At 68.6% G+C, this 18,383-nt stretch carries 19 protein-coding genes and 2 pseudogenes; 8 read left to right on the top strand and 13 right to left on the bottom strand.

What is annotated here, in order from left to right; translation table 11 throughout:
- Window positions 1-293: 293 nt before the first annotated feature.
- The 5 genes and pseudogenes from AB5J87_RS36435 to AB5J87_RS36455 all read right to left on the bottom strand — a co-directional run bounded on the left by AB5J87_RS36435 (window position 294) and on the right by AB5J87_RS36455 (window position 3,493).
- Window positions 294-506: a DUF4287 domain-containing protein gene (locus tag AB5J87_RS36435; protein WP_369383043.1), complete on the bottom strand. Its 213-nt coding sequence runs from the start codon at window positions 504-506 to the stop codon at window positions 294-296.
- A gap of 201 nt (window positions 507-707) precedes the next feature.
- Entirely contained in the window at window positions 708-1,691 is a 984-nt protein-coding gene (locus AB5J87_RS36440; protein WP_369383044.1) for a GNAT family N-acetyltransferase, read from the bottom strand.
- 42 nt (window positions 1,692-1,733) lie between these two features.
- Window positions 1,734-1,886 (bottom strand): annotated as a pseudogene (locus AB5J87_RS36445) (IS256 family transposase); the annotation flags it as partial.
- A 193-nt stretch (window positions 1,887-2,079) separates the two neighbouring features.
- Window positions 2,080-2,847, bottom strand: coding sequence for an alpha/beta hydrolase (locus AB5J87_RS36450; RefSeq protein ID WP_369383045.1), 768 nt, complete (start codon window positions 2,845-2,847; stop codon window positions 2,080-2,082).
- A gap of 226 nt (window positions 2,848-3,073) precedes the next feature.
- Window positions 3,074-3,493 (bottom strand): DUF4440 domain-containing protein, encoded by a 420-nt coding sequence (locus AB5J87_RS36455; protein ID WP_369383046.1) that lies wholly within the window; start codon window positions 3,491-3,493, stop codon window positions 3,074-3,076.
- A 136-nt stretch (window positions 3,494-3,629) separates the two neighbouring features.
- On the opposite strand from AB5J87_RS36455, the gene AB5J87_RS36460 reads away from it, so the two are divergent.
- Complete coding sequence (locus AB5J87_RS36460) at window positions 3,630-4,007, top strand: nuclear transport factor 2 family protein (protein WP_369383047.1); 378 nt, start codon at window positions 3,630-3,632, stop codon at window positions 4,005-4,007.
- Window positions 4,008-4,054: 47 nt separating this feature from the next.
- Here AB5J87_RS36460 and AB5J87_RS36465 read toward each other — a convergent pair whose 3' ends face one another.
- Window positions 4,055-4,681: a TetR/AcrR family transcriptional regulator gene (locus AB5J87_RS36465; RefSeq protein WP_369383048.1), complete on the bottom strand. Its 627-nt coding sequence runs from the start codon at window positions 4,679-4,681 to the stop codon at window positions 4,055-4,057.
- A gap of 87 nt (window positions 4,682-4,768) precedes the next feature.
- On the opposite strand from AB5J87_RS36465, the gene AB5J87_RS36470 reads away from it, so the two are divergent.
- The 4 genes from AB5J87_RS36470 to AB5J87_RS36485 all read left to right on the top strand — a co-directional run bounded on the left by AB5J87_RS36470 (window position 4,769) and on the right by AB5J87_RS36485 (window position 9,427).
- Window positions 4,769-5,734, top strand: a complete 966-nt coding sequence (locus AB5J87_RS36470; protein WP_369383049.1) for a quinone oxidoreductase — start codon at window positions 4,769-4,771, stop codon at window positions 5,732-5,734.
- A gap of 356 nt (window positions 5,735-6,090) precedes the next feature.
- Window positions 6,091-7,218, top strand: coding sequence for a methyltransferase domain-containing protein (locus AB5J87_RS36475; protein WP_369383050.1), 1,128 nt, complete (start codon window positions 6,091-6,093; stop codon window positions 7,216-7,218).
- A 130-nt stretch (window positions 7,219-7,348) separates the two neighbouring features.
- Entirely contained in the window at window positions 7,349-8,002 is a 654-nt protein-coding gene (locus tag AB5J87_RS36480; protein WP_369383051.1) for a hypothetical protein, read from the top strand.
- A gap of 270 nt (window positions 8,003-8,272) precedes the next feature.
- A complete protein-coding gene (locus AB5J87_RS36485) occupies window positions 8,273-9,427 on the top strand; it encodes a hypothetical protein (RefSeq protein ID WP_369383052.1) in 1,155 nt (384 codons plus the stop codon).
- 175 nt (window positions 9,428-9,602) lie between these two features.
- Here AB5J87_RS36485 and AB5J87_RS36490 read toward each other — a convergent pair whose 3' ends face one another.
- A complete protein-coding gene (locus AB5J87_RS36490) occupies window positions 9,603-10,445 on the bottom strand; it encodes an NAD(P)H-binding protein (RefSeq protein WP_369383053.1) in 843 nt (280 codons plus the stop codon).
- 90 nt (window positions 10,446-10,535) lie between these two features.
- Here AB5J87_RS36490 and AB5J87_RS36495 point away from each other — a divergent pair, with 90 nt between their 5' ends.
- Window positions 10,536-11,489: an AraC family transcriptional regulator gene (locus AB5J87_RS36495; RefSeq protein ID WP_369383054.1), complete on the top strand. Its 954-nt coding sequence runs from the start codon at window positions 10,536-10,538 to the stop codon at window positions 11,487-11,489.
- Between the two features lie 1,373 nt (window positions 11,490-12,862).
- Window positions 12,863-13,189 carry a hypothetical protein gene (locus tag AB5J87_RS36500; RefSeq protein WP_369383055.1) on the top strand — a complete coding sequence of 109 codons (327 nt, stop codon included), beginning with the start codon at window positions 12,863-12,865 and terminating at the stop codon, window positions 13,187-13,189.
- 97 nt (window positions 13,190-13,286) lie between these two features.
- On the opposite strand, the gene AB5J87_RS36505 is transcribed toward AB5J87_RS36500, so the two are convergent.
- From AB5J87_RS36505 to AB5J87_RS36530, 6 genes and pseudogenes are all read right to left on the bottom strand, one after another.
- Window positions 13,287-14,222 (bottom strand): IS5 family transposase, encoded by a 936-nt coding sequence (locus tag AB5J87_RS36505; protein WP_369383056.1) that lies wholly within the window; start codon window positions 14,220-14,222, stop codon window positions 13,287-13,289.
- A gap of 255 nt (window positions 14,223-14,477) precedes the next feature.
- A complete protein-coding gene (locus tag AB5J87_RS36510; protein ID WP_369383057.1) occupies window positions 14,478-14,603 on the bottom strand; it encodes a hypothetical protein in 126 nt (41 codons plus the stop codon).
- A 319-nt stretch (window positions 14,604-14,922) separates the two neighbouring features.
- Window positions 14,923-15,789: an NmrA family NAD(P)-binding protein gene (locus AB5J87_RS36515; protein ID WP_369383058.1), complete on the bottom strand. Its 867-nt coding sequence runs from the start codon at window positions 15,787-15,789 to the stop codon at window positions 14,923-14,925.
- 53 nt (window positions 15,790-15,842) lie between these two features.
- The gene (locus tag AB5J87_RS36520) at window positions 15,843-16,304 is read right to left on the bottom strand and encodes a hypothetical protein (RefSeq protein ID WP_369383059.1); all 462 of its coding nucleotides are present in this window, start codon (window positions 16,302-16,304) and stop codon (window positions 15,843-15,845) included.
- 118 nt (window positions 16,305-16,422) lie between these two features.
- Window positions 16,423-16,944 (bottom strand): MarR family winged helix-turn-helix transcriptional regulator, encoded by a 522-nt coding sequence (locus tag AB5J87_RS36525; protein ID WP_369383060.1) that lies wholly within the window; start codon window positions 16,942-16,944, stop codon window positions 16,423-16,425.
- Window positions 16,945-17,437: 493 nt separating this feature from the next.
- Window positions 17,438-17,569 (bottom strand): annotated as a pseudogene (locus AB5J87_RS36530) (4-hydroxy-3-methylbut-2-enyl diphosphate reductase); the annotation flags it as partial.
- A gap of 311 nt (window positions 17,570-17,880) precedes the next feature.
- Between AB5J87_RS36530 and AB5J87_RS36535 the strand changes: the two are divergent.
- Complete coding sequence (locus tag AB5J87_RS36535; protein WP_369383762.1) at window positions 17,881-18,378, top strand: ricin-type beta-trefoil lectin domain protein; 498 nt, start codon at window positions 17,881-17,883, stop codon at window positions 18,376-18,378.
- Window positions 18,379-18,383 lie beyond the last annotated feature (5 nt).

Below are 18,383 nucleotides of genomic sequence, written 5' to 3' on the forward strand. Positions count from 1 at the left end.
CACCTCCGCGTCGGTGGCCTTCCGCAGTTCGCATGCGGCCAGTTCACGCAGCCAGGCGTGTGCCCGGGACGGCCGAGAGCGCATGCTGCCCAAAGGGTTCAGCCCTGGTCAACAGATCATGCACCTGTCCGTACGGGCCCACCGCGCTGGTCCGGGCACTGCCCGTTCTCGGGGTTGGTCACCTTGCCGTTCACGATGACCGCCGTCGCAGATGTACGTGTAGTTGAAGGTGCCCAGCGGGCCCGTTCCGTCCTGGGCGCGCAACCGGACGCCGAGACGGGCCCGGAGGGTCTCTACTTTCCGGCGGCCTCGGCGAGAGTGTGGGCGACAAGGGCGTTGGCGTGGCCGTGTCCCAAGCCGTGTTCGGCCTTGAGCCAGGCGACCAGCTCCATGTGCTGGGACAGCGGGGACGTACGGATGAGGTGCTTCCACTCGGCTATGGGGCGGCCGTACTTCTTCTCGATCGACGGAAAGTAGCTGGCCGGGCCCTTCACAGGTGCAGTCATGAGTGCAGCATGGCACCCACCACTGACAACGCGGCCTGCCCGGCACTTGCAGATCCGCACGTGACCGACGAAGCGCTGCCCTGGGATCCGATCGCAGCATCCCGGACGGTGAGCCCGAGGCGTCCTTATGCATGTCCAGCGGGATGGCCGGAGGCATTGCCAGAGCCTGTGGACTGGCCAGACAGCCCCAGGGGCGGTCGATCAAGCAAGGGGCTTGCGGTAACGGACGTACTCGTTCTGCCGGCGGAACCCCACACCCTCGTAAAGGTCGTAGGACCGGTGCGGATTTGCCGTGCCCGTGAACAGCCGGGCGGTCGTTGCACCCCGCTCGCGAAGGCTCCGCAACCCGTCCAGCAGCAGGGCCCGGCCAATTCCGAGGCGCCGCTGGTCCGTCCGGACACTCAGCTCCTCCACCTCGCCCACGGTGTGGTCGTGACGGCGGATGGAGCAGAGGGCGACGCCCACCATGTCCTGCCCGTTCCAGGCAGCCCGCCAGCACGCCGGGTCGGCGGCGTCGACGAAGTCCTGGAAAGGCCATCTCTGAGTGAAACCGGTATTCGCGTACGAATCAACGACCGTCCTCCAAGCTGCACGGTAGTGGCCTGTCCCGATCGGCCCTGTTCGTATCCCGTCCGGCAGTTCGCCGTCCGGCTCGGGCAACTGCTGCAGATCGCCCAGTTCCAGCTCGACCAGGCTGAAGACACGTCGGTAGCCGGCTGTGCGCAGCAGCGCCGTGGCGTCCTGCTCGGAGGCCGCAGCGTTCGCGCCGATCACTGCCTTCCGCGTCGTTCCGTGCTGTTCGACGAGCCGGCGGATCCGCTCTTCGGCCCAGCTCAGCATGGCCGAGCCGATGCCCTGGCCGCGATGTTCGGGCAAGAGGTGGCCGCGGTGCAGGTACAGCCACGTATCGTCCCGCTCCTGCCACCGCCGGATCGTCGAGTATCCGACGACGCTCCCGTCGAACACCACCAGGATCTGGTTCTTGGACGGCTCCTCCAACTCGGCAGAAGCTTCAGCGATCTCGGCCGCAGTCGGGAGTCCTTCCACCACCGAATGGACATCGACGCGGTCCCGTTCCACGCACCCCAGCCTCACCGCGGCCATGACGCCGTGGTCCTCGTCGCCCCGATACGGCCGGAACCCGAAGCCGACCGGAAGGTCCTGTCCTGCCGTGCCATCCAACATGACCGGATGGTCTCGAACTTCGAGACAGGCCCGCCACCCTCTTCACGCTGCGCTCGTCCGCGGCGGTTCAGCGAGCTGGCCGCGTTCAAAGCGGGCCCTGGCGCGAACGAGGGCAACGAGGTGAGGGGCATGCACGGCTCGCCGATGAGCCTGGGTGGACACGACGAGCTTGAAGACCATCGCCAGGGCGGCGGCGGCCCGGGCCGCTTGGTCGAGTTGCCGTCCGAGCTGGTGCCGCAGGGCGCTGGTGAGCTTGCCCGCCCAGTTGCTTGGTCCGTTCCGGGGTGAGGCCCGGGTCACGGAAGTGGCAGTCATCCGGATGCGCCGTCTCAACCCGGGGCCGTAGCCCCGGTGTCCGGCCGGCAAGCGGACGCCGCGACCAGTTGCGTCAGGCCGGTGGGGTGACCGCCCGGCCGAGGTGCCGGGCGAAGAACCGGACCGCGCTGTCGGCCTCGAACCTGGGCAGTTCCTTGTGCTTGCCCGAGTTCACGTGCAACGACTTCTCCTTCGAGGCGAAGGCGTCGAACAGCGCGAGACCCTCCTCGCGCGCGATGTGCTCGTCGTCCCACTGCAGGTCGAACTCGATGGGGATGGTGATCTGCTTCGCCTTCTCGGCCAGGGCGTCGGGCCAGTGCTGACCGAAGACCGCGGCGGTGATTTTGGGTTCGGTCGCCACGAACGGCACGCCGATCGCGGTGCCCATGTTGATGCCCCAGAAGCCGACCGGCCCGTCGGCGCCGATCTCCGGGAGTTCCTGGAGGGCGTCCAGGGTCGCCTGGTACTCGGGCACGGCGAGGTTGGCCAGGTGGTCGTTGTAGCGCACGACGATCGGGCCTTCCGGCTCGCCCGCCGCCCTCGCCCGGAACAGCTCGGCGATTTCCGCCTCGTCGTGTGCCGTGCGCGGCCGGTCGCCGTGGCCGGGCGCGTCGATGACGGCGACGTGGAAACCGCAGCCGGTCACGAGGAGACGGGCACGGCCGGACATCGCCGGGTGCTTCTTGTGGTTGCCGCCCCCGTGAGCCATCAGGATCAGGGGTGCGCGATCGGCCGCATGGGAGGCCGGCGACCAGAGGACGCCGGGGACGCGGGCCAGGGTGAAGTCGCGTTCGATCATGCCGTTGGACGACGACTCGGCGGTGAAGTGCAGAGAGTGCATAGGTGTTGCCTTTCGGGAGTGCCTTGTTGGTGAGGCGCTCCCGGCGACACTCACGTCAATCGCCGGCCGTGACGGCAAGGGGGAGCACCCACATGGATACAGCGTTCATGGGTCTCACCTCCTCGGGCGGCGTCACGGTCGACTGGAAGCTACCAGCCCGACGATTACCCCCTCAATCCCTTTCCCCACCACGTCGTCACGGCGCCAGACTGGCCCCGGGACGGACCTACGGCTGGGCCGTCCCGTCCGGCACCGGTGTGGCCTGGTGGTAGTAGAGCCGGAACTCCCCGGCGGCGTCGCGGCGCCAGATCGACGAACGGCGGGCATGCCGGTCCTCGATGTGGGTCTCGTAGGTGAGGTGGACGATCCCGGGGGCGAGGACCGTGCCCTCGAAGTGTTCTGCGGTGATGGGGGTGCTGTTCTCGGCGCCGCCGTGGAGCGTGGGCAGGGCGGCGACCATCTCCGCGTGCGTCCACCGTCGTCCGGAGGCGCCGACCTCGATGAAATCGGGGTCGAAGAGGGCTTGGGCCAGAGAGGTGGAGAGACGGATGGAGGGGTCGTGGAGGCGTCGCTCCCGGACGATCGCCTCGGTGACGTCCGGATGCTGAGGGAGGGTCTTGGGCGCGTGCCGGTCGTTCTGGATCATGGCGACATGATGCCCGGTCGGGGGCGGCGGGATCAGGGGCGCAACGTCAACGACGTGGCGAGATCCTCTCCCGCCTCGACCACGTCGTCCACCGGCGCCGTAACGTCGTCGAACGCACGGCTGGTATTACTGGGGTATGCAGGAAGAGACGGCACGCTCCGCGATCGACACGTTCATTTCCGCGTTCAACGCCTCGGACGACAGCTCTGTGACTGCCCTGCTGTCCCAGGCCCTGACCTCAGATGTGGTGTTCTGGGGGCCGTTGGGTCGCAGCGAGGGCATCGAGGCGGTCGAGCGGTTCGTGCTGGACATCCGCCGCCACCCGGCGGGGACGGGCACGATGGTGCGCTGTTCAGCGGTGGACATGCCTGATGAGTGGGCCCGGTACGAGTGGGTCTTCACGACGCCGGGCGGAGGCCCCCGCCTGGCGGGAACGGACGTCGTCCATCTGCGGCGGAGCCTCATCGACCAGGTGATCGTCTTCGCTGGGGAGATCGGTCCGTCCGCCTCCTGAGCCGTCCTTCGGCCACGGTTCCTGTGCGCCCGCGCGGTTGGCCGAGCTCACCGCACATCCGGAGCGCTGGCCCGTAGCAGGGCCAGTGTCGTGTCGAGGGCGGCTTCGAGGTGCGTGGTGCTGCCGGTGGCAGTCAGGATGGTCACGCCGCCCTGCACCGCGGCGACCAGTGCGGCGGCCGTACGGTCGGCGTCCAGGCGGTGGTCGATCTGGCCGGTCTTCTGCATGGCCCGGATGCCCTCGCGCAGGGCCGCCTGCCACGTACTGATCAACTGGCCCGTCAGCTGTTGCGCGGCCGGAGTGGTGCGCCCCAGTTCGGTGAGCAGCACTCCGAGCGGGCAGTTGATGCCCTGCTGCTCATAGCGCCGCAGCACCGCGTCGCGCCAGTCCTGCCAGGCCGCCCATGTGCGCAGGTCGGACAGGTGGGGTTCCTGGTCCTCCAGGACCCGGTCGGCCTCGCGGGCGGCGACCGCGAGGAGCAACTCCTCCTTCCCGCCCGGGAAGTAGTGGAAGATCTGGCTCTTGCTGGTCGCGGTCCGGGCGCGGATGTCGTCGAGGGTCGCGCCGGCGGCACCCCGCTCGCGGATCTCCTGGGCCGCGCCCTCGACGATGCGCCGCCGGGTCTCCCTGCCCTTGCGGGTCAACCGGTCCGCTGCGTCTTGGCCGATGGTCACGGGTGCCTCCCGAGGCTCCAGAAGTGGACTTGCCGGTCCATTTTATGCGGGGGAAAGTGAACGGCATCCGGAAGAAAGGTGCCTGACATGCGCGCCATCGTTGTGGAAGAACTCGGCGGACCCGAGCAGTTGCACATCGCCCAACTCCCCACCCCCGTACCCGGGCCGGGAGAGATCCGCGTGGACGTCACCGCGGCCGGGGCCAACTTCATGGACACCGGGGCCCGCAGACTCGGCCCGGCCACCGGTGAACTCCCCTTCGTGCTCGGGGTGGAGGGCGCCGGCCGCATCAGCGCGCTGGGGCCGGACGTGAGCGAGTTCGCCGTCGGAGACCGGGTCGCCTGGGTGTACGCGTACGGTTCCTACGCCGAGCAGATCGTGCTGCCCGCAGCCGACGCCGTACCGCTGCCCGACGACATCCCTGATGACGTGGCCGCGAGCCTGATGATGCAGGGCATCACCGCCCATCACTTCGTCACCGAGGCCGCCGACATCCAGCCCGGCCAGACCGCGGTGGTGCACGCCGCCGCCGGCGGCCTCGGCCAGAAACTGACCCAGCTCATCAAGACGCGCGGCGCCACCGTCATAGGGATCGTGTCCGGTGCGCAGAAGGCCGACATCGCCCGCCGTGCAGGCGCCGATCACGTCGTGCTGTCCAGCGGCGCCGCGTTCGTGGAGCCGGTGCTGGACCTGACCAGCGGAGAGGGTGTCCATGCCGTCTTCGACGGCGGCGGCGAGACCACGTTCCGCGCCTCCATGAGCGTGCTCCGCCGGCACGGGCTGCTCCTCTACTACGGGGCCTTCCTGGGCTCAGCCCCCGTCATCAACATGCGGGAGCTGCCCCGCAGCATCAAGATCTCCTATCCCGTCTTCAGCGACCACATCCCCACCCGCGAGGCACTCCTGAACCACAGCGCCGACCTCTTCGACCTCGTACGGAACAAGGACCTCGACCCCGGGATCGGCCACCGCTACCCACTCGACGCCGCCGCCCAAGCCCACCGCGACATCGAGTCCCGCGCCACCACCGGCAAACTCCTGCTGCTTCCCTGAACCGGGAACGACCTCGACGCGCCGGCCGGCAGACCACGCAAGACAGCGGAACCGGGAGGGCGGAGCTCTCGGGGCACTGTCCGTGGCTCGGGGCAGACTGCTAGAACGGGTCAGTACGTGCGCGGCGGCGCGGGGGAGGGTCTCTGTGTCGGTACAGCGAGGAGAGGACGCAAGACGGACGCCATTCTGCGCAGCAATGGCGGCGACAAGCTGCCGGGTGAGCCCTACCCCGGTCCGCACCAGTCGCCCACCCCTGGCGGCGGCCCCCGCGTCCCCAACCCGCCGAAGGCCATGGGCTAGTGGCCGCTGACGTAGACCAGGAACGCCCCAGCCTCACAGAGCTGGGGCGTGCCCTCATGTCCGGGCGCGTCCTCACCTCGGATTGGGCGCCCTCATTCGCTGCCGTTCCACGCGCCGGCTTCCTCTCTGACCTCATCTGGCCATGGGACATGAAGACGGGACAGAGCGTCCCCGTGTCGCGGACCGACGACCCGAAGACCTGGTACGGATACGCGGACTCCGACGCTCCCGTGGTCACCCAATGGGACGACGGCACGCACACGGGAGCTGAACCCGGGGAGCTCTCCACCAGCTCCGCCTCCATGTCGAGCGTCGTGTTCTCCATGCTCCGGGACCTGGACGTCCAACCCGGCTCCCGTGTGCTGGAGATCGGCACCGGCACGGGGTGGAACGCCGCACTCCTCGCCCACCGGCTCGGCCCCGGGAACGTCGTCAGCGTGGAGGTCGATGAGGCTGTGGCGGCTGCCGCGAGGGCCGCTCTCGACCGGTTCGGTCTGCCGGTGCGCGTGGTCCACGGCGACGGCATCGAGGGGGACCCGGCAGGGGCGCCGTACGACCGGATCATCGCCACGTGCGGGCTGCGCTCCATCCCGTACGCATGGATCGAGCAGTGCCGCCCCGGCGGGGTCGTCGTGGCGCCGTGGGGAACGCACTACGGCAACGGGGACGCCGTGGCCCGGCTGACCGTCGCGGACGACGGAAGGAGCGCCACGGGGCCGTTCACCGGGCCCGTGGAGTTCATGAAGGCACGAGCCCAGCGCCGGCCACCTGTGCGGCACGCCGACTACGTTCCCGGCAGTGTCGCCGACGGGGACGAGTCGTCGACGACGGTCACGGAAGACCAGTTCCTGAGTGGCCGGTTCAGCCCGCAGGAATTCGTCCTGGGTCTGGGCGTCCGCGACTGTGTGCGTGCGGTGGCGGCGAAGGAGGACGGGGCACGCGCCGTCTGGTTCTACGGACTGTCGGACCGCTCATGGGCGTGTGCGCAGTTCCGGGACGAAGACACCACCCGCGTATGGCAATCGGGTCCACGCCGGCTGTGGGACGAGACCGAAGCCGCCCACCGATGGTGGCAGGGACAAGGCCGCCCCGGCTTCACGCGCTTCGGACTGACCGTGGACGACGAAGGTGAACGGGCATGGCTCGACTCGCCAGGGCACCCGGTGCCGGTCCGCAGCACGTAGCCGCATCTGACCCGCGGCCAGTTCGGCATCTCGGCCTGCGCTCACAGCCCCCTGATGCTCACGAATATGCAGCCCTGTCGATCTGCGTTGTGACAGGCTGGCCTGACCGGACCCGGGGAGGGGTGACGCGGTGAATCGTGAGGAACGGCGGCGCGCAGAGCGTGCCCAGCGTAAGAACGAGGCTGACGGCGGGCCGTCGTTGAGCTCACCCGCGCAGGGTCGGCTGATTCGCAGTACGGCGTTCACCGAGGCCGATGAGGCGAGGCAGCGTCAGGACTTCCTGGCGGGCACGGTGTTCGCGGCCGGGGCCGATGTCGCTCTACCCCAGGACGGTCCGGGCGCGATGCCGATCGGCGCGCTGTTCGTGGTCTACGTTCACGAGGACGAGCGGACCTTTGGCCCGGCGCCGCAGCTGCGCGAGGCGTTCACTCTGCTGGATGAGATCGGTACGTTCGCGCTGAACGAGCGGATGGATGTCGGTACGGGCTGGTCCGGGATGGGCGGCCACGACCCGTTGGTCAAGCTGAAGCTGGAATTCCATGGCCCACACCCGAAGAAGGGGGCGGCGGGACTGATCCTGCTGGGCAACCAGTACGCGGGGATCTGGCACCACATCGTCGGCGGCGGCTTGCTCGGCATCACCACCCAAGAGCGCATGAGGCAGGCCACCCGCCGGCCCGGAGCGACCTTCAGTGACGGGCTGGAGGCGTGCATCATGCTGGGGCTCGGCACCTCCCCGGTCCTGGAGCAGTTCATCGACGGCTACGGCTGGCCTCGCACCTGACCCCGCTTCCTCCTGCCGTGCCGAGCCGCTGCACGGCCTGACCGGATCCCGCCCCTGCCGACGACCGGCTGCTGACGGATCCGGAGACGATCGCGATCATGGCGTACGTCGAAGCCTGATCACACGGCCGTGCCCCGGACGCACTGCGCGCGGCGTGGTCAGGCGGCAGGTGGTGCGTGAGCACGTGCCGGGCATTCTGGCGCTGATGCCCGGGCTGTGGTTGTCTCAAGGTCCGACGGCTGGGGGTGTCACATGGATGTGGCAGGGAGCATGGCGTCATCTGCCGTACAGGTACTGACCGGCCTGGCCACGGGGGCGGCCACGGCGGTGGGGAACGAGGCGGGCCGGGCGTTGGGCGACATCGTCCGGGCGCGGCTGGGTACTTCCGAGGACGGGCGCGCCGCTCTGGACGGGGTCAGCACCGATCCCGCGGATCCGTCGGCGGTCCGCGGGCTGGAGGAGGCGATCCGGGAAGTGCTGGCTGCCGATCCCGAGTTCCGGGCCCGTATGGCGGCAGCACTTGCCGGTCCGCCGCCGGACGCGCCGCCCGCGCATGCTGTCAGTCCCCAGTACACCGGCAGCATCATCATCGGGGGTGGCAGCAAGGTACGGAACAGCCAGATCTCACTGGGCCCGCTGACCATTACCAATACGCGTGCCGCCCGCGTATCCCTCACCGGGATCGCCGCCCTGCTGGTCGCGTTGCTCGCCCTGGGCCTCTACCGGGGCGTGCAGTTGCACACCGGTGATGATTCTCCCCACTCAGCCGCGCCGTCTTCCGGCGGAAAGTCCCCTGCCGCAACGCCTTCCCGCTCGGCGTCCGGTGCGTCGGAGGGCGGCGCCCCGGCAGTGCGTGACGCGGCGAAGGTCCAGCAGATCCTCCCGGACGCAGCGAGCCTGCCGCAGGGCTGGGCCGTCGCGAGCGGCTCGCCGACGACGCAGCAGTGCCGTCGCGGTCGCGTCGGCATTTCGAAGGACGGGCAGTCCCACCCCATCTGCGAGACCGGTCCGGTTCTCGACCTGCAGTCGGAGTACCGCCCGGGCCCCGGGACCGACTACGACAAGGTGAATGTCGAGGTTCTGGCCTACCCTTCGGTGGCCGCGGCGGCCGAGGGCTTTGCGGGAGTGGAGGTCGAGAACGCTGACAGCAACGACGCGAAGCAGGTGACGCAGGCGACTCTGCCGTCCTATGGGGACGAGTCGGAGGCGGTCACGATGACCGGCACCGTGCCCGGCACGGGGTCGCGCGTGTCGCAGGGACTCTCGGTAGTGCGCTGCGGGAGCATCGTGGTGCGGGTCGTCGTCTCCGACGACGACGGCAGCACCGTCGGCCTCGACGCACTCAACGCTTTCACCCGGTCAGTGGCCGCCCGGGCGCAACAGGCGCTGCACGACACGACGCCCACCACCGCCGTCGAACTTTAAGGACCGCCCCGCCCACCGCGTGCAAGGAATCCGCCTGGGCGTTGTCTGGGCGAACATGCGGGTCAACCGCAGCAGGTGGACGCCGCGTTGACGAGTACCGCAGTCACCCTTACCCGCCGTCCGCGGCGCTGTGGCTTTGCCAGTGCTGTCGTTTCGGCGCCCGGGTGTGCGGGAGTCAGTGAGCCGTGCGGGCGTGGTGTTGGGCGAAGTCTTCGAATGTGTATGCGCGACTTCCGGTGACGCGTTCGACGGTGTCGGTCACCGGGACGAGGAGTTGCCCTGTGGAGGGCTGGATGTGGGTGTTGGCCATGTGCCAGGCGTGTTCGAGGGGGAAGCCCATCGCTGTGAGGTCGGTGACGAAGTCTTCCGCCGGGATGGAGGTGTACTCGATGCGTCGGCTCAGAGCAGCGGTGAGGGATGCGGCCACCTGGCTGTGGGTGATGGCCTGCGGGCCAGTGACAGGCAGAATACCGGCCGGCCCGTCCTCGGCGAGGGCCGCGATTGCCACGGCGGCAAGGTCACGGCTGTCGACGAACGGAAGCCGTCCCTCTCCAGTGGGGAAACGCAGGTGCCCGGCGGCAGTCATCGCGGCGAAGCCGCCGGTGGTGAAATTGTCCATGAACCAGGTGGGCCGCACGATGGCCCACTGCACAGGAAGCTCGCGCAGGGCCTGCTCGGCAACGGGCTGGAGTGTGCCTGCGGGGGCTGTGTCGACGTCCATGGCGGACAGCAGCACGATCTTTTTCACGCCCGCGTCGGCAGCGGTGCGCAGCATCGCGGGTGCCTGGTCGAGGATGCCGGGGTGTTCGGCCGGCAGGACGATGTAGGCGGCGTCGGAGCCGGTGAAGGCAGGGGCCCACGTGTTCTGGTCCGACCAGTTCATGGGGACCCACTCGCCCTGGCCGCCGTCCCGGCGGGAGGCGGCCCGCACGCGCCAGCCACGCTGCAGGGCCTGGGTGATGACATGGCGGCCGGTCTTGCCGGTCGAGCCGGTGACCGTCACGGTGTAGTTATTCATACCTCCACGCTAGGCAGCCACCCTGATATGCAAAATGGCTCAGGGGATCAAAAGGATGTCCATCTGTATCGATATGCGACGCTGGGGGACATGGACGTACTTACGGACGTGCTGGCCGCGACACGTACCGGTCAGGCCGGATCGGTGCAGACGACGCCGCGCGGCCCGTGGACGATGGAGATCAACGACCCGGACCGGACCGGCTTCCACGTGGTCCTCAAGGGCGCCGCCGTCATCTGGGAGACCGACCGCCCCGAGCAGGTCATGTGGCTGAGTCCCGGAGACATCGTGCTGTCACCCGCCGGGAAGGGGCACGTCATCGCCGACGCGCCTGCTCGGCATCGGGCGGCGGCCGACCCCGGTTGCCCGGGGGCCGCCGACGCGGCGCTGCTGTGCGGTTGGTTCGAGCACGGCGCAGCCACCGCCCACCCGCTGCTGGCCGCTCTGCCTCCGCTGCTGGTCGTCTCCAGCCAGCACGGCCGCCGCCGGGACCTGGCCGCCGCCGTCGACCTCCTCGCAGCGGAGACCGCAACGCGCCAGCCAGGAACCGACGCAGTCGTCGCGAGGCTGGTCGAGATCCTTCTCGTGCTGGCCGTACGGGCATGGCTCGACTCCGAGCCCGCCGACGAGTCCTGCCCGCCGTGGCTGACCGGCCTGCGTGACCCGCTCACGCAACGAGCCCTTCAAGCCCTCCACGAAGCGCCCTCCCGCCCCTGGACCGTCCAGGCCCTGGCCGATCACCTCCAGGTGTCCCGTCCCACCCTGGCGCGCAGATTCGCCGACCACCTCGGCGAAGGGCCCATGTCCTACCTCACCCGCTGGCGCATGACCCTCGCCGCCCAGCAGCTGCGCGACACCGACGCACCCATCGAAGCCATCGCGCACCGGAGCGGCTACGCATCCTCGTACGCCTTCAGCAAGGCATTCACCCGCACCCATGGACAAGCCCCCACCCACTTCCGCCGTGCCATGACCGGGCGGGCAGGCAACGGCGATCTGTTGATCATGGAGCCGTCAAGTGAGGGAGCTGGCAGTAAAGGATGAGCTTGCCTCCGAGTCGATTGATGCGGCCACGTCGGACGGGCCGTTGAGCGGGTGGTGGTTGACCGGCTCGCAGCAGTGGCCTGCAACGGACCGGTGGGGGCGGGCTGTGGGAGTAGTGGGTCAAGGTGCGCGAGTCGGCTCTGAAAGGGGAGGGTCACCGATCACGTCGGCCATGGGATGCGCGATTGTGCCGGGAAGACCAACGGCAGCAGTCGCCGTGGGAACCGTGTCAGGACTGTTCTCACCGCCTCTTCGCTGACGGCGCCGAGACTTCGACAAGTACCGCCGCGTCATGCTGCCCCGTGGCATCACTCAGAACGAGCTGGGTCCCCAGCAAGTTTCGCCAGTTCTGGGCATGGAGAGGCCGGTATTGAGTGCATGGCGCCCTGAGAAGAATGTATTTTCACCAAATGCGTGAGGCTCGACCGGCCTGGGGGTTCTGGTCGAGCCTGCCAGCGCGGCACAGTTCCGGTCGCCACAGATAGTGCGGCGGTATTCGACGCAGCAGGCGTGGGCTTACGGTGTCGCGTCATCCTGCCGTCTCACCTGCACGTTGCCCGTGTCGCGGTCGACTCGCGCCGAGTGCCCAGTCTGCGCCAGGATCACCGTCAGCGCGCGGCAGAGTCGAATGCATCCCCTCGTGAGCCGACTGGTGCAGACCTTCCGGATCAAGCCCGGAACCCGGCTCCCACGACACCACGACGGCATCCGCCTCCCGGCGGACCCACAACCCGTACGGGTCCCGCTCGGACGGCGCCAGATCGAAACCGGCCTGCACAAACGGCCGGGAGCACCCGCAGCCGTGGCGGTGGGTAGAGGTGGCGACGGGGGCGTTCCAGCCCAGGGCCACGAAGACGTCGCGCACGCTGTGGGCCACCAGGCGCGGGTGCCACGCAGCTGGCCCGTGCCACGCGGGGCGGCGCGGTCGGTGCGAGCAGGTTGACACGCAGGCGGGCCAGGTCGACCAGATGGGCGGTGCGGCGCTCGGCGGTGGGGCCGGCGTCTGGTCCGGCCGGGCGCGGCAGCGCCTTGGTGCACTGCTGGATAAGGGCGCGGCGCTCGGTGGGCCAGGTCTGTTCGCGGGCGGCCCCGGCCTCCGCGACCGTCGCCAGTGGGGCGCGGGATCCGGCGGGGCCATTGATGGTGACCGTCGTCGTGGGTGCCATGCCGGAACGCCGGCGATGCCCCGGGGGGCGTACTCGCATGGTGGAGCGGTCAGCCGCGCGCAGCCGGGGTGAAGCGCGCTTCTGTGCGCCCCCAAGATCACCCTGCGGCGTCGCAACGTCTACCCACCGGAGGCCATGCGCTGGTGCAGACTCCGTGCCGGATGGTTGGCCGTCGGCCGACGTCCGCCAAGGTAAGGAGCTCACCACGTGCGTCTTCGTCATTCCCTCGCGGCTGCTCTTGGCGCCGTGGCACTCATCGTCACCTTGCCCGCATCCGCCCACGCCACCGAAGGCGACTTCCTCTACACGGGGCCCCTCGGCAAGGCGCACAAGCTGACGGATCCCGCCAGCGGCGAGTGCATCAATCTGCCCGAGCCCGTCAACGCCCTGCTTCCCGCGCACTCACCGCAGAACAAGACCACCGCCACTGCCACCGTCTACCTCAAGCAGGACTGCGAGGGCACGTCCACCGTGATGACCCCGGGCCAGATGCTGGGCAGCAGCACCAAGTTCCGCTCGGTCCTGTTCGACTGATCCCCGGCCCCCGCCCCGGCACGAGCCGGTCAACGGCTCCGTGCCGGGGCGGAGCCAGGTGGGTTGGCCAGGGCCGCCCTAGGCGCTGTTTCTTGGATCATGTTCGGAGCCAGATGGTGAGGGCTGCGAGGGTGATGGTGCCGAGGTAGATGTAGGCCCGTTTCTCGTAGCGTGTGGCGACGGCACGGAAGCCCTTGAGCCGGTTGATGGCACGTTCGACGGTGTTGCGTTTCTTGTAACGCTCGCTGTCGAAGCCGGTGGGACGGCCGCCCCGGGAGCCTCGGTTGTGCCGGTGACGCTGCTGGTCAAGACGTTCGGGGATGGTGTGGCGGATCCCGCGTCGTCGCAGGTAGCGGCGGTTCTTGCGGGAGGTGTAGGCCTTGTCCGCCAGGACACGGTCGGGCCGGGTGCGGGGTAGGCCAACTCCGATACGGGGCACGGACAACCGCTCCAGCACACGCTCGAGTTGTGGGCCGTCACCGTAGTGACCAGGTGTCAGGACGAGACAGAGGGGCCGGCAGCGTCCGTCGGCGGCGAGGTGGACTTTGGTGGTGAAACCCCCGCGGGAACGTCCCAGGCACTCGCCGATCTGACCACCTCCTCCAGCCGGACGGACGGCCAGTTTCCGAAGAACCGGATCGACCTGATTCGTCCCCGACGCGACCCCCTTTTGAGGAATCACAACGGGCGGCTCCTTCTTCGCACCGGCAGCATGCTGGTGAGCCCGCACCGTGGTGGAGTCCACCGACACGTCCCAGTCGATCCGCCCTTCGGCGTCCTCCGCAGCCTGCACCTTCGACAGCAGCATCGTCCACGTCCCATCCGCTGACCAGCGGCGATGACGTTTATAAACCGTCTCCCACGGCCCGAACCGCTCAGGCAGATCCCGCCACTGCACACCCGTCCGCACCCGGTACAACACCCCGTTGATCACCCGACGGTGATCACTCCACCGACCCCCACGAGCACCACCACGAGGCAAGAACGCCTCCAGCCGATCCCACTCCGCATTCGTCAGATCCCCACGACCCATACAGCCAGCGTGACCCCAACACCCCACACCTGTCAGGAGATCCAAGAAACAGCGCCTAGCCCCATAGGCCGGGCATTGCGCGCTACACGCCCGCCAATGGAGTGACCGCGCCAGAAGTGGCGGCGGAGGCTTGGGCGCATCAGGTGATGCGGTGGGTCATGAGCGCCGCACGGGTACGCCCAGGAGCAGCATTCCGGGGAGCAGCGGCAACTGCCGGGCTGCGCGGGGTGCGGGGGGTGGCGGGGCCGACGACGGTCAGGCGGCGGTCAGGTGCTCGCACAGGCGGCGGGCACGGGCCAGGACGCTGAGGGACGCCGGTGAAAGGTCGGTGGCGGGCGGCTGGATCCGTACGTGACGCGGCCGGTGGGCGAACAGGAGCAATCTGGATCTCCAGCGCGGCCGCGGCCCGGGAGGATACGTCCCGGCCGCTGGGGAGGGTCACGTGCAGGACGTTCTCCTCAACCGTGTGCCGGATGGACATGGCGCCCTCCTGCGGTTCCTCGTGTGCTTTCTGCCGACAGCTTCGAGCATCCGTCCTCAGCCTGGCAGGCTGCACTTCCTCCACGGCCCCAGCCGACACGGTCACGTCCGTCATCAGATGTCACTCCACTTTCAAGATCCACCGTTGACCGTGCATACCCCGACAGAGCCGCCCTCACCGGAGAAGAGTGAGGGGCGGGGCAGGCGGTTGGGTGGTGGGTCATGCGGTCTTGGTGAACGTGTGGAGGTGCTCGCGGAGGAAGGCGTGCAGTGTCCTGGCGGGGCGGCCGAGGACGGTCTCGATGGTGTCGTTGGGGGATTCCGGTTGTGCGATGGCCAGTTGCTGGATCTCTACGACGTGATTGGCGAGCCAGGGCGGCATGTGTGCGGCGGACACGAGGTGGCGGTGGAAATCGCTCGGAGGCAGGTCGATGTAGCGGACGGGGCGGCGGGTCAGCTCGCCGAGCAGACAGGCGAGCTCGGGGTGGCTGAAGGCTTGCGGGCCGGTGAGGGTGTAGGTGGCGCCGGCAAGGCTGGGGCACAGGAGGGTTTCGGCGGCGACGTCGGCGATGTCCCGGACGTCGATGTAGTTGCAGGGTGCCTCGCGCATGGCCCCGATGAGTACGCCCTCGGCGATGGCTGGGGCGTTGAGGAGCAGCTTGTGCATGAACGCGTAGGGCCGGAGCAGCGTGGCCGTCATTTCGGTGTTGGCCAGGTGTTCTTCGACCTGCCAGTGGCTGCGCGAGAAGGCCACCGGTGAGGCGGGCTCGGCTGCCGGGGCGGAGAGTTTGACCACGTGCCGTACCCCGCAGTGGGCTGCCGCGTCTATCACGTTGGTCTCCAGCTCGGCTTGACGCGGGCTGTTGGCCATGGCGAGGAACAGTTGCGTGGATCCCTCGAACGCGGCGCGGAGCGTCTGAGGATCTGCGGCGTCCGCACCGACGATCTCGACGGGCATGTGTGTACCGATGGCGGCGCGCAGATTGCCGGGCGTACGGCTGACGGCGCGGCAGGGCACTTCGCGTTCGGAGAGCCGCCGGAGCAGGGCGCTGCCGGTGGCGCCGCTGGCGCCGATGATGGTGATCACAGTGTGCCTTTCGTAGGTGAGGGGTTGGGAGTACCGGATGGGGAAGGGGTGGGTCAGGCCGACTGCCGGGATGCCGTGCCGTGCCACCGCCAGGTGACGATGGCGGCGGCCAGGCCGGCCGACAGCGGCAGGTCGATCCGCAGCCGCTCCAGCCATCCCGCATCGGGCACCGGTGTGTGCGACGGCAGCCAGCCGGATCCGAACCATCCGGCCAGGGCGGCGATTCCGGCCGCTGTCAGGGCAACTCCGAGGGTGAGTACTGCTCGCGGTGCCGAGGCCGTCCAGCGCCGGGGCCGGCCACGACGGTGCAGCCACGCGCCGATGATGCAGGCCATCAAGGCCGATGTGGCCCCGATGGAGGTGAAGGCCGCCCTGGTCAGTTCGGGCTGGCCGCTGAGGAGTCCGCCGAGCCCGGCGGTGAGGGCAGGTGCCAGGTAGGCGGTCGCGACTTCCTTCCACAGGGTGAACGGACGCGTGGCGAAAGCGCGCTGGGCGGTTCTGGGAGGGGGGTTCATGTGGTTCCTCCAAAATAAATTAGCTGGCTAATCATATGCTTAGGAGGCTAACTAGTAGAGTGCGCGAAAGGGCGCCGTGCGGTCGGGGTGGCCGCCCCGCGCGGATGTGGTGCGGCAGCTAGTCGGCAGTCAGCGCGTCGATCCGCTCGGTGATCCGCTCCAGGAGGTCGAGGAACAGTCCGCGTTCGCCGGCGGCCAGTCCGCCGACCAGTGCCTCAAGCCGTGCGAAGTGGTCCCCGGCCATGTCGCGCAACCGATGGCTGCCGCGCGCCGTGAGTACGACCACTGAGCCCCGCCCGTCCTCCGCTGAGGCGCGGCGGGCCACCAGGCCCTCGCGCTCCAGGCCGACGACCAGGCCCGTCACTGTGGCGCGCGAGACGCCAAGACTCTTTGCGAGGTGTGACGGTGACTTCTCCCCGTCGCTGTCCTCGAGATCCACCAAGAGGCGGTAGCGTCCGGTCGACAGCCCGGAACGCGCAAAGTGCACTTCGGACGCCCGGTCCAGGCGTGCCCCGGCAGCCATCAGGCGCACCGCGACCAGCACCGCCTGCGGGTCGGCCTCAAGCCCGTACCGCGCGATCTGCTTCCGCGCCTGTTCGAGCGTGGGCGCAGCGCCGGGGTTCGCATCCTCGTCACTCATGAAAAATAATATGGCAGCTAACTATCTGTCGGTCAAGTCGCCAGGAGCCTCGCAGCCGCGGACTTGACCCCGACGTGCCCGGGGGCCTTGCCGCAGTCCTCGTCATCGGTACCCTGGACGAGCGGTGGTTTGTTGACTGCGGGTCGGGGCTGAGATGCGTGGGTATCTGATGCGCGTACTGCGCCAGGGTGTGGGAGCAGCCCAAGGCCCAGCGCCCATGAAGCGCTGTGCTCGTTGGTGTGCGGGACGTAGGGACTGACGCGTCCCTGGAATGGCTTGGTGAAGTCGACCCGCGCATGGCTGGTAGGCACCACGAGAGATCCTCTCGGCAGCGCGGGGAGCCTTCGGGTGTTGCCTGGCCAAGGGAAGGCTGTGCTGGCGAGCAGGGCCGCTTCTCGACACTGACGACTGTTCCGCCGTTCTTACCGATACCAACGGCCACGGAGCGCCGCAAGCACCTGCAGGCATCCTCATGGAGCAGAAGGGGTGGCGTCTCCGCGTGCGGGTCGCGGCGCAGCTCTTTCGGCAGGGAGAACGTGATCGATTCCTCGGCCGCCTCGACGATCTCCACGTCCTTGAGGCCGCGCTGGGCGAGCCACTCCAGGACGCCCTCGACCAGGACCTCGATGCCCGCCACGTCCTCGGGGCCATCGATCAGCGTGATGTGGTCGGGGGCCTCGCCGGAGAGCAGAAGGCTCCCGTGACCGCACGACCCCACTCTGCGTCAGGAGGAAGCGCGTGGCGGTGGAGTGGGCAAGGTTCCCGGCTATGGGGTGACGGGACTTCTCGAAAGGCCGTGAGGGTGGTGGGGGTGGAATAATATTCCATCGTATTGGGCGTCCTTCCGTGCCCGGCGTCCCGTTAATAACATCCTGTGCTGTGAGGTGAATCCGGCGCTTTTCGCCGGTAGAGGAAAGGAATTCCATCGTGCGCAGAATGAGTGCGGGGATGCTGGCGCTGGCCGCTGCGGGCTCGCTCACCGTCGCAACCCCTGTGGTGGCATCAGCCACCAGTGCCGCGGTGTCGCCGGGCGCCAAGGCCGTTCAGTCCCAGCCCTATCTGATGTACCGGGACCAGGGCAACAATCAGTGCCTGGACTCTGACAAGGCAGGCGGTCAGGTCCGCAACCGGCAGTGCCAGAGCGATAACCCGTACATGCACTGGCGGCAGGTGGACACCGACGACAATGGCTATTTCGTACTCCAGAACCTGGGGCAGAACACCTGTCTGGACAGTGACAAGTCGGGTGGTCGGTCCTACAACCGCAACTGCAACCTCAACAATCCGTACATGCGGTGGAGGATGGACTCGTCCAATGGCGTGTCACTGCTGGTGAACAAGGGCCAGGGCACCTGCCTTGTCGCAGACGGAAACAGTTACGTGTACAACAAGAGCTGCGATCAAAAGAATCCCTATATGTCCTGGGTGAACTGAGAGGC

This window comes from Streptomyces sp. cg36 (assembly GCF_041080675.1).
Lineage (GTDB): Bacteria > Actinomycetota > Actinomycetes > Streptomycetales > Streptomycetaceae > Streptomyces.